Consider the following 9,380-nt stretch of genomic DNA (forward strand, 5'->3'; position numbering starts at 1 on the left):
TCACCCCTGGGCCGCCTCGCCGAGCGCGTCCAGCACCGGGCGGATGAGGGGATGCTCCTCGGCCCCCCGGCGTACGGCGGCGAAGACCCGGCGGGTGGGGGCCGTTCCGTCGACGGGGCGGACCACCACGCCGGTGAGGTCCATCCCGCGCAGCGCCGAGCGCGGCACCAGGGCGACACCCACGTCGGCCGAGGCGAGGGCGACGACCGCGCGGAAATCGTCCGAGGAGTGCTCCATGCGGGGCTGGAAACCGGCGCTCTCGCAGGCCAGCACCACCACGTCGTGGCAGGGGTTGCCGGGGTACGGGCCGATCCAGGAGTCCTTGGCCAGTTCGGCGAGCGGCACCTCGGCCGCGCCGGCCAGGCGGTGGGTGACCGGGACGACGGCGTCGAAGGGCTCGGCGTACAGCGGCAGGTGCGCCAGTCGCGGGTCGTCGGCGGGCGGGGCCCCGCGGTACTCGACGGCGACGGCCACATCGACCTGCCGGTCCAGCAGCATCGGCAGGCTGGCGTCGCCCTCGGCGTCCTGGACGCGGATGCGGACCCCGGGCGCCGACCGGGCGAGACAGGCCACGGCGGGCGCGACGACCAGGGCGATGCCGGTCGCGAAGGAGGCGACCGTGACGGTGCCCGCCGCGCCCGAGCTGTACGCGGCGAGCTCGGCCTCCGCCCGCTCCAGCTGGGCGAGGACGGCGTTGGTGTGATTGAGCAGGATCTCACCGGCCGGGGTGAGCCGTACGCCCTTCGCGCCGCGCTCGACGAGCCGGTGGCCGGTCTCCTGCTCCAGGGCGGCGAGCTGCTGGGAGACGGCCGACGGGGTGAGGTACAGCGCGGCGGCAGCCGCCGTCACCGTACGGTGGTCGGCCACCGCCCGGAGGATGTGCAGCCGCCGCGCCTCGATCATGCGATCGATTGTCTCAAACTCGCCCCGTGCTGCCGGTCAGCCCTCCAGCTCGGCGCGTGCCGCCACGAACGCGTCGACCGCGCGGTTGACGTCGTCCGTGGAGTGCGCGGCCGACAGCTGGACGCGGATCCGGGCCTGGCCCTGCGGCACCACCGGGTACGAGAAGCCGATGACGTAGACGCCCCGCTCCAGCAGCAGCTCCGCCATGCGGCCGGCGACCGCGGCGTCGCCGATCATCACCGGGGCGATGGCGTGGTCGCCGGGGAGGACGTCGAAGCCCTCTTCGGTCATCCGGCCGCGGAAGAGGGCCGTGTTCTCGGCCAGCCGGACGCGCAGGTCGTCCGCCGACTCCAGCAGGTCGAGCACCTTCAGCGAGGCCGCCGCGATCACTGGGGCCAGGGTGTTGGAGAACAGGTAGGGCCGGGAGCGCTGGCGCAGCAGGGCGACGATCTCGGCGCGGGCCGCCACATAGCCGCCGGACGCGCCGCCGAGGGCCTTGCCGAGGGTGCCGGTGATGATGTCGACGCGGTCCATGACACCGTGCAGCTCGGGCGTGCCGCGGCCGCCGGGGCCGACGAAGCCGACCGCGTGGGAGTCGTCGACCATGACCATCGCGTCGTAGCGGTCGGCGAGGTCGCAGATCTCACGCAGCGGGGCCACGTACCCGTCCATGGAGAAGACGCCGTCGGTGACGATCAGCCGTCGGCGCGCGTCGGAGGCCTCCTTCAGACGGGCCTCCAGTTCGGCCATGTCACGGTTGGCGTACCGGAGGCGGCGGGCCTTGGACAGGCGGATGCCGTCGATGATGGAGGCGTGGTTGAGCGCGTCCGAGATGACCGCGTCCTCCGGGCCGAGCAGCGTCTCGAACACACCGCCGTTGGCGTCGAAGCAGGAGGAGTACAGGATCGTGTCCTCCTGGCCGAGGAACGCCGAGAGCCGGGCCTCGAGTTCCTTGTGCACCTCCTGGGTGCCGCAGATGAAGCGCACGGACGCCATGCCGTAGCCCCAGCGGTCCAGGGCCTCGTGGGCGGCGGCGACGACCTCGGGGTGGTCGGCGAGACCGAGGTAGTTGTTGGCGCAGAAGTTGAGGACCTCGCCGGGGCGACCGCCCGCGGTGACGTTCACGGTGGCGGACTGCGGGGTGCCGATCACCCGCTCGGGCTTGTGCAGGCCGGCGGCGCGGATCTCGTCGAGGGTGGCGCGCAGGTCGTCGCGCACGGAGTCGAACATCGGGAGCTCCTGGGGTGCTTGCGGTGAAGGGGGTTACGCGGTCCAGTCGAGGATGACCTTGCCGCCGCGGCCGCTCGCCGCGTCCTCGAACGCCGCCTCGTGGTCACGGTGGCCGTAGCGGCCGGTGATGACGGGCGCGAGGTCCAGGCCGGCCTCCAGCAGGACCGACATGGCGTACCAGGTCTCGAACATCTCGCGACCGTAGATGCCCTTGATGGTGATCATCGAGGTGACGACGCGCGCCCAGTCGACGGGGAACTCCTGCGCGGGCAGGCCGAGCATCGCGATCCGGCCACCGTGCGTCATATTGGCGATCATGTCGCGCATGGCCTCGGGGCGGCCGGACATCTCCAGGCCGATGTCGAAGCCCTCGCGCAGTCCGAGGGCGCGCTGGCCGTCGGCGATGGTGGAGCCGGAGACATCCAGCGCGAGGCTGACCCCGATCTTGCGGGCCAGCTCCAGCCGCTCCTCGCTGACGTCGGTGATCATGACGTTGCGGGCGCCGGCGTGCCGGGCCACGGCGGCGGCCATCAGGCCGATCGGGCCCGCGCCGGTGATCAGGACGTCCTCGCCGACCAGCGGGAACGACAGCGCGGTGTGCACGGCGTTGCCGAACGGGTCGAAGATCGCGGCCACGTCGAGGTCGACGGGGATCCGGTGCACCCACACGTTGGCGGCGGGCAACGCGACGTACTCGGCGAACGCCCCGTCCCGTCCCACCCCGAGCCCCACGGTGGCCCGGCACAGGTGCCGGCGTCCGGCCAGGCAGTTGCGGCACTTGCCGCACACCAGATGGCCCTCGCCGCTGACCCGGTCGCCGAGGGCGATGTCGGTGACGTCCCGCCCGGTCTCGACGACCTCGCCGACGAACTCGTGCCCGACCACGAGCGGGGTGCTGATCGCCTGCTGCGCCCAGCCGTCCCAGGCCCGGATGTGCAGGTCGGTGCCGCAGATTCCGGTGCGCAGCACCTTGATGAGTACGTCGCCGGGCCCGACGGTGGGCTCGGGGACGTCCGCGAGCCACAGCCCGGGTTCCGCCTTCTGCTTGACCAGCGCCTTCACCGCTACGGCTCCTGGGGGTGAGTCCCGGCTCCGGGTATGCCGAAGGAACCCCTGGGCCGGGAGAGGAGTGGGATCGCACTGCAATCTGCCGTACGGCGGCACGCCGGTCCATCGAGGATTTCTTAAGCGGCGCCCCAGCTTTCCTTCACGCCCCCGGGGTCCCGCGAGGCACCGGGCTTCAGTAGGGCGGCAGGCCGTCCCGGGACTCCAGCTCGATGACGAGCTGCGCGGCGTGTTCCTTGATCGCCGTCAGCCCCGGCTTCCCCCATGGCCGCGGCTCGACGTCCGCGACGCTGACCGTGCCCAGCACCAGTCCCGTGGCGTCGATGAGCGGAGCTCCCAGATAGGAGCGGATGCCGAACTCGTCGACCACCGGGTTGCCGGCGAACCGCGGGAAGTCGCCCACGTCCTCCAGGGCGAGGGCCTTGCGGCGCGCCACCACATGGGGGCAGAAGCCGTGGTCGCGGGGCAGGGCACGGCCCAGGCGCGGGGTGGTGCCGTCGCTGCGCACCACCGGTGCGACGGCCGGCACGTACAGACCCGCGTAGAACTGCCCCTGTTCGTCGGGGAGGTTGACCATGGCGTACGGCGCCCCGGTGAACTCGGCGAGGCGGTGCGCGAAGGCGTCGAGTGCGGGTTCGGGGCGCTCCCCCAGGCCCAGTCGGCGCAGTCGGCGGGTGCGGGCGGGGGCCTCCCTGTCCTCGGGTGTGAGCAGCAGACGACCGGCCGGGCGCGGCGGGTCGTAGGTCATGGGCGTGCTCCTGAGCTGTGGACTTGCGTCATAGGGGCTCCCTGGCGGTGTGAGGGGGTCACATGTGGGCGCCGTACCCCGTCGCGGGGGCCGGCGTGTGGGCGATGAGATGACGCACCAGGGTCAGCAGGGCCTGGACCCCCGAGCTGGAGATCCGCGCGTCGCAGCGCACGACGGGCACGTCCTCGGACAGGTCGAGGGCGCCTCGCACCTCCTCGGGGTCGTAGCGGTAGGCGCCGTCGAACTCGTTGACCGCGACGATGAATTCGAGGCCGCGTTGTTCGAAGAAGTCGACGGCCGCGAAACACTCCTGGAGCCTGCGGGTGTCGGCGAGGATGACCGCGCCGAGCGCGCCCTCGCACAACTCGTCCCACATGAACCAGAACCTCTCCTGTCCGGGGGTGCCGAACAGGTACAGCACGTGTTCCGGGTCGAGGGTGATGCGGCCGAAGTCCATGGCCACGGTCGTCTCGACCTTGTTCTCGATGCCGTCGAGATTGTCGGTCGCGGCACTGACGGTGGTGAGCAGTTCCTCCGTGCTGAGCGGCGCGATCTCGCTGACCGCGCCGACGAAGGTCGTCTTGCCCACGCCGAACCCGCCCGCCACCAGGATCTTCAGCGCGGTGGGGAACGGGTCGGCGCCGCGGGCCGGTCCGTCGGTGTAGTCAGAGCTGTCGTCGTAGTCCATCGAGCACTGCCTCCAGAAGGGCCCGGTCCGTCGGGTTGTGGTGGAACGCGGGGGGCTTGGTGGTCAGCGCCCCGCCGTCGACGAGGTCCGCCAGCAGCACCTTGGTGACGGCCACCGGCAGTTTGAGATGGGCGGCGACCTCGGCGACGGCGACGGGCACCCGGCACCGTTCGAGTGCCTGCGCGTGCTCGGGGCCGAGATAGCCGAGGGGGGTCGCCCCGGTGGCCATCACCTGCGACACGAGGTCGAGCGCGACGGTGGGACGGGTGCGGCCGTTGCTGACCGTGAACGGGCGCACCAGCCGCCCGGCCGCGTCGTCGAGCCAGGGCCCGTCACCGGCCGCCGTCACGCTCAAGGCCTCATCGCCGGGGATTCGACGGACTGCCGGGGAGCGGTCACCAGATAGGGACGGACGCTCTTGACCAGCATCGCCATCTCGTAGCCCAGCACGGCCGCGTCCGCCTCGCGGCCGGCGAGCACGGCCAGGCAGGTGCCGGAGCCCGCGGTGGTGACGAACAGCAGGGTCGAGGCGAGTTCGACGACGACCTGCCGCACATCGCCGCCGTCGCCGAAGCGGACACCGGCGCTGCGGCCGAGGGAGTACAGGCCCGAGGCCAGCGCTGCCATGTGGTCGGCGCTGTCCGGGTCGAGGCCGTGAACGGACTTCACGAGCCCGTCGCAGGACAGCAGCACGGCGGCGGTCGTGTGCGGCACGCGCTGCACGAGGCCGCTCATCAGCCAGTCGAGGTCGGAAACGTGGGCGGTCGGCGCATCGCTCGCCATGGTGGATCGACTCCTTGGGGTACGAAGGTCTGCGGGAGCGCTGGGTGTGGGGGTGGAACGGGGGGTGGTCATCCGGCGGGTGCGCTCCCGTCCTGCCGGGTGGTGGTCGTGCGGTGGTCGGAACGGGCCCCGGGGGCCGGCCTGTTCGAGGGGGACGGCTCCGAGGGGAGCGCCTCGAGGTGAACCGACCGAACGGGCATCGGATCCTTGCGGGCGGACCCGCTGGGTGCGGGGTCCGTGTGGGCAAGGTCCGTGTGGGCAAGGTCCGTGTGGGCAAGGTCCGTGTGGGCAAGGTCCGCGTGGGCGGAGTCCATGTAGGCGGAGTCCATGTAGCCGGAGTCCGTGTAGCCGGAGTCCATGTAGCCGGAGTCCGCGTGGGCGGAGTCCGTGTAGCCGGAGTCCGCGTGGGCGGAGTCCGCGTGGGCGGAGTCCGCGTGGGCGGAGTCCGTGTAGCCGGAGTCCATGTGGTCGGATCCCCTGCCTGCGGACTCCAGGTGGGCGGACCCCATGTCGGCGGACTCCACATGGGCCACCTCCACGTCGGACCACGCCGTGGTGCCGGCCTCCATGTGCTGTTGGGCCTCGGCGAGGCTGATGCCGCGCTGGAAGGCCGCCATGAGACCGGGGTCGTGGCTCACGAGGTGTTCGGGGTCCTGGCGGGGCGTCGGGCCGTCGCGCAACTGGGGCGCGATGTGCTCCTGCGCGCGGCGACGGGGCAGTTGAGGCTTGCCCATGGTGCCGCGCACGGCGCCCTTGCGCGGGGTGGGCGGCGCCGTCCCGTTCTCGGCCAGGACACGCCGGTCGTCGGGTGTGATGCCGGGACGTGCCTCGGCCGGGGTGGGCCGCTCCCGCCGGGCCCCGCGCACGGGCAGGGGCGCGGGCCGACCGCCCTGCGGGCTCCCGTCCGGGCCCGGTCGGGCTTCCTGCCCGTGTCCTTGAGTCAGGGCCTCGTGCCGTCGGGGCAGGGCCTCGTGGCCTTGAGGTACGGACTCGTGTCGTTGGGGCAGGGCCTCGTGGCTTTGAAGTGCGGACTCGTGCCCTTGAGGTGCGGCGAATACGGCGAGCGGGGCCGACGGCCCTGATCCGGACGCGGGCAGCGGCACGGAGGAGACCCCGAAGACACCGTCCCCGGCCGGGGCAGGCCTCCCGGACACGCCGCCGACTTCGGCACCGGCACCACCGGCACCGGCCTGCCCGTTCTGCCCCTGTCGATGACGCCCGGACTGCGCGCCCGGCCCGGTCAGGCCGGTCTGGCCGTCCTGTCGCCCCGGCACAGCCGGACGTTCCGTACCGGCCGCCGCTGCGCCCTCCGGCTGCCCCGTGGCCCCGGGGGTCCCTGCCCCCGGCTCCGCTCCCAGCAGCACCTGCGGCACGACGAGCACCGCCTGCACTCCGCCGTAGATGTTGGTCTGGAGGCGGACCGTGATGCCGTGCCGGCGGGCGAGTTGGGAGACGACGAACAACCCGATCCGGCCGTCCGCGAGGAGGCGGGCGACGTTCACCTGGTCGGGATCGGCGAGCAGCGCGTTCATCCGCGTCTGCTCCTCCAGGGGCATGCCGAGTCCACGGTCCTCGACCTCGACGGCGAGCCCGGAGGTGACGAGGTTGGCGCGCAGCAGCACCTGCGTGTGCGGTGCGGAGAACACCGTGGCGTTCTCCACGAGTTCGGCCAGGAGGTGGATGACGTCGGCGACGGCGTGGCCGCGCAGCTGTCCGTCGATGGGTGGCACGAGCTTGACCCGCGAGTACTGCTCGACCTCGGCGATGGCCGAGCGCAGCACCTCGGTCATGGAGACCGGGTTGCTCCACTGGCGGCGGGAGACGGCCCCGCCCAGCACGGCGAGGTTCTCGGCGTGGCGGCGGATGCGGGTGGCGAGGTGGTCGACGTGGAAGAGCCCCTTGAGCAGGTCGGGGTCCTCCATCTCGTTCTCCAGCTCGTCGAGGATGGAGATCTCGCGGTGCACCAGTGACTGCAGGCGCCGGGCGAGGTTGACGAACACTTCGAGCTTCTGTTCGCTGCCGGCCTGGCTGGAGAGCTGGGAAGCCTGGACGACGGCGGTGACGGCGCCGTCGTGCGCGCGGGACAGGTCGGCGGTGAGGAGGTCGAAGTCGTCGGCGTCCTCGGCGGGATCGCCGTGCCGGCTCTGCGGTGCGAGCTGCGGCGGGCCGTCGCCGCGGCGCAGGGTCTCGACGAGGGTGCGCAGGTCGGCCTCGCGCCGCGCGGTGCTGCGGCGCAGCACGCCGATGCGGTCGTGCACGGACCGGGCGGCCCGGTTGGCGGCGACCGCGGCGACGGTGATGCCGACAAGGGCCACGAAGACCGCGCCGCCGAGCACGACCCACAGGGTGGGGCCGGGCCGCGTGCCGGTGGACCGGATGGTGAAGAGGACGGCGGCGCAGCCGCTGAGGGCGACGGCGACGGGCGGCAGCACCGCGAGGCGCAGCAGCTGGGGCCGTATATGGGTCTCGGGCAACGCGGGTGCGGTGCGGACGGCAGGCCGCCCGTGCCGCCCGCCCTCACGGCGGTCTGCGCGTGCGGCCGGGGCGCGGAGGTGAGACATCGGTGTCCTCGTACTGGTCCGTCGGGCCGGGGTGCCAGGGGCGCTTGCAGCCGTGCGGCCGGGTTCGCGCGGCCGCTTGCGCGCCCGGGCCGTGCGCCCGGACTCCCCCCGCTTCCGCGCGGCCCCGGCGCCACCGTGACCCGCGTGCGGTCCCGGACCGGAAGCCCCGGCGCCGCCCGCACCGGCCTCGGCGGCATCCACGCCGACGGCGGCCACCGCGTCACCGGCCCCGGTCCCGGCACCCCTCTCGCCGACCGCACCCGTGCCGGCGTCGGCGGCACGCGGGCAGCGGGGATCCCCGTCGCGTCGACTCCCTCGTCCGCCCTGCGCCTGCACGTACCGGCCCCCGCTCCCCTGATCCGTTGATCCGTCCTGTTTCCCGACGGCCACTGACAGTAGTCGCCAGCGCATCATGTGCGGTGGGCAGTTGACAAACTCATACGGTGAGCGTCCCGCTCTGGTATGAGGTCTCGCACGGCAGACCGATAACACCTCCACGCATCCGACCATGAACGAAAGAGATCGATCCGACCTGGTCAGCAGCGGTCACAGGAAGACGGCGAGGGTCGGGGAGCCTTGCGCTCCCCGACCCTCGCCGCGCGCCTGTCGTGCGCCCCGGGTCAGCCCGCCGGGAGCGTTTGGGAGTCCTCGGCACCCTTGCCGGCCCGACCAGAGCCGTCACTCACCGTGTCGGCCTGGGCCACGGCTCCCGCGTCCGAGGCGGTCTCCGAGGTGTTCCTGATGCCCACTCCGGCGCGGGCCTCCGTCACGGGACGGCCGCCCTTCGGGGCAAGCGCCACCCCACGCCACCACGGCTCCGACGGCACGCTCTCGGCCATGGGCTCGAAGGGCTCACCGGGCCGGGGCAGGGCGACACCGGCACCGACCGCGCGGGCGGCCGCAAGCGTCCCCTCACCGGGGTCCGCCCATGGGTGCGTCGCCAGGTTGAAGATGCTCTATCACCTTCAAGTCCAAGCGAATCGACGCGGCGACTTGGGCCGACCAGCCGGCCGGCTCCTCTGTGAGAGCTCCGCCCAGTCGGTGCGTGCTTCCACTCGGAGGCACTCCCCGCCCGCGAGCGTGCCGCAGTCCAGTAGCCACCTCGGCTGCCTGTTCGCCGTAGGCGACTTTCGTGATGACTACGTTGCTGACCAGATACGCCCGACTGTCCGCTTCAAGTGGAGCGAGCGACATCATCGACGCGGACGAGTACCGCGCGCTGTTCCGCAGCGCCTTCCGCCGCGACACGGACGAAGCGAAAACGGCGTACACCCGCAGCACTGTCATGAAGGACTTCCTGGCCTTCATGTCCGGCCCTTCCCCCCCCCCCCCCCCCCCCCCCCCCCCCCACCCCCCCCCCCCCCCCCCCCCCCCCCCCCCGTCCCCTCTGCGAACGAGCCAG

General features: G+C 72.7%; 9 protein-coding genes. 1 reads left to right on the forward strand and 8 read right to left on the reverse strand.

Going from position 1 to position 9,380, the window contains the following annotated elements:
• The 8 genes from QNO09_RS04735 to QNO09_RS04770 form a co-directional block, all read right to left on the reverse strand.
• The gene (locus tag QNO09_RS04735; RefSeq protein ID WP_283968753.1) at positions 1 to 903 is read right to left on the reverse strand and encodes a LysR family transcriptional regulator; all 903 of its coding nucleotides are present in this window, start codon (positions 901 to 903) and stop codon (positions 1 to 3) included.
• A 36-nt stretch (positions 904 to 939) separates the two neighbouring features.
• Complete coding sequence (locus QNO09_RS04740) at positions 940 to 2,133, reverse strand: glycine C-acetyltransferase (RefSeq protein ID WP_283968754.1); 1,194 nt, start codon at positions 2,131 to 2,133, stop codon at positions 940 to 942.
• A 33-nt stretch (positions 2,134 to 2,166) separates the two neighbouring features.
• A complete protein-coding gene (gene tdh, locus QNO09_RS04745) occupies positions 2,167 to 3,195 on the reverse strand; it encodes an L-threonine 3-dehydrogenase (protein WP_283968755.1) in 1,029 nt (342 codons plus the stop codon).
• A gap of 178 nt (positions 3,196 to 3,373) precedes the next feature.
• Positions 3,374 to 3,946: a GAF domain-containing protein gene (locus tag QNO09_RS04750; RefSeq protein ID WP_283968756.1), complete on the reverse strand. Its 573-nt coding sequence runs from the start codon at positions 3,944 to 3,946 to the stop codon at positions 3,374 to 3,376.
• 58 nt (positions 3,947 to 4,004) lie between these two features.
• On the reverse strand, positions 4,005 to 4,634 hold the full coding sequence (locus tag QNO09_RS04755; protein ID WP_283968757.1) for a GTP-binding protein: 630 nt from the start codon (positions 4,632 to 4,634) through the stop codon (positions 4,005 to 4,007).
• The gene (locus QNO09_RS04760) at positions 4,612 to 4,983 is read right to left on the reverse strand and encodes a DUF742 domain-containing protein (RefSeq protein WP_283968758.1); all 372 of its coding nucleotides are present in this window, start codon (positions 4,981 to 4,983) and stop codon (positions 4,612 to 4,614) included. The genes QNO09_RS04755 and QNO09_RS04760 overlap by 23 nt, the downstream gene beginning before the upstream one ends.
• 2 nt (positions 4,984 to 4,985) lie before the next feature.
• On the reverse strand, positions 4,986 to 5,417 hold the full coding sequence (locus QNO09_RS04765; protein WP_030840841.1) for a roadblock/LC7 domain-containing protein: 432 nt from the start codon (positions 5,415 to 5,417) through the stop codon (positions 4,986 to 4,988).
• 68 nt (positions 5,418 to 5,485) lie between these two features.
• The gene (locus QNO09_RS04770) at positions 5,486 to 7,978 is read right to left on the reverse strand and encodes an ATP-binding protein (RefSeq protein WP_283968759.1); all 2,493 of its coding nucleotides are present in this window, start codon (positions 7,976 to 7,978) and stop codon (positions 5,486 to 5,488) included.
• Between the two features lie 144 nt (positions 7,979 to 8,122).
• On the opposite strand from QNO09_RS04770, the gene QNO09_RS04775 reads away from it, so the two are divergent.
• Positions 8,123 to 8,344 carry a hypothetical protein gene (locus QNO09_RS04775; protein WP_283968760.1) on the forward strand — a complete coding sequence of 74 codons (222 nt, stop codon included), beginning with the start codon at positions 8,123 to 8,125 and terminating at the stop codon, positions 8,342 to 8,344.
• Positions 8,345 to 9,380: the final 1,036 nt, after the last annotated feature.

This window comes from Streptomyces sp. 378 (assembly GCF_030124145.1).
Classification (GTDB): domain Bacteria; phylum Actinomycetota; class Actinomycetes; order Streptomycetales; family Streptomycetaceae; genus Streptomyces.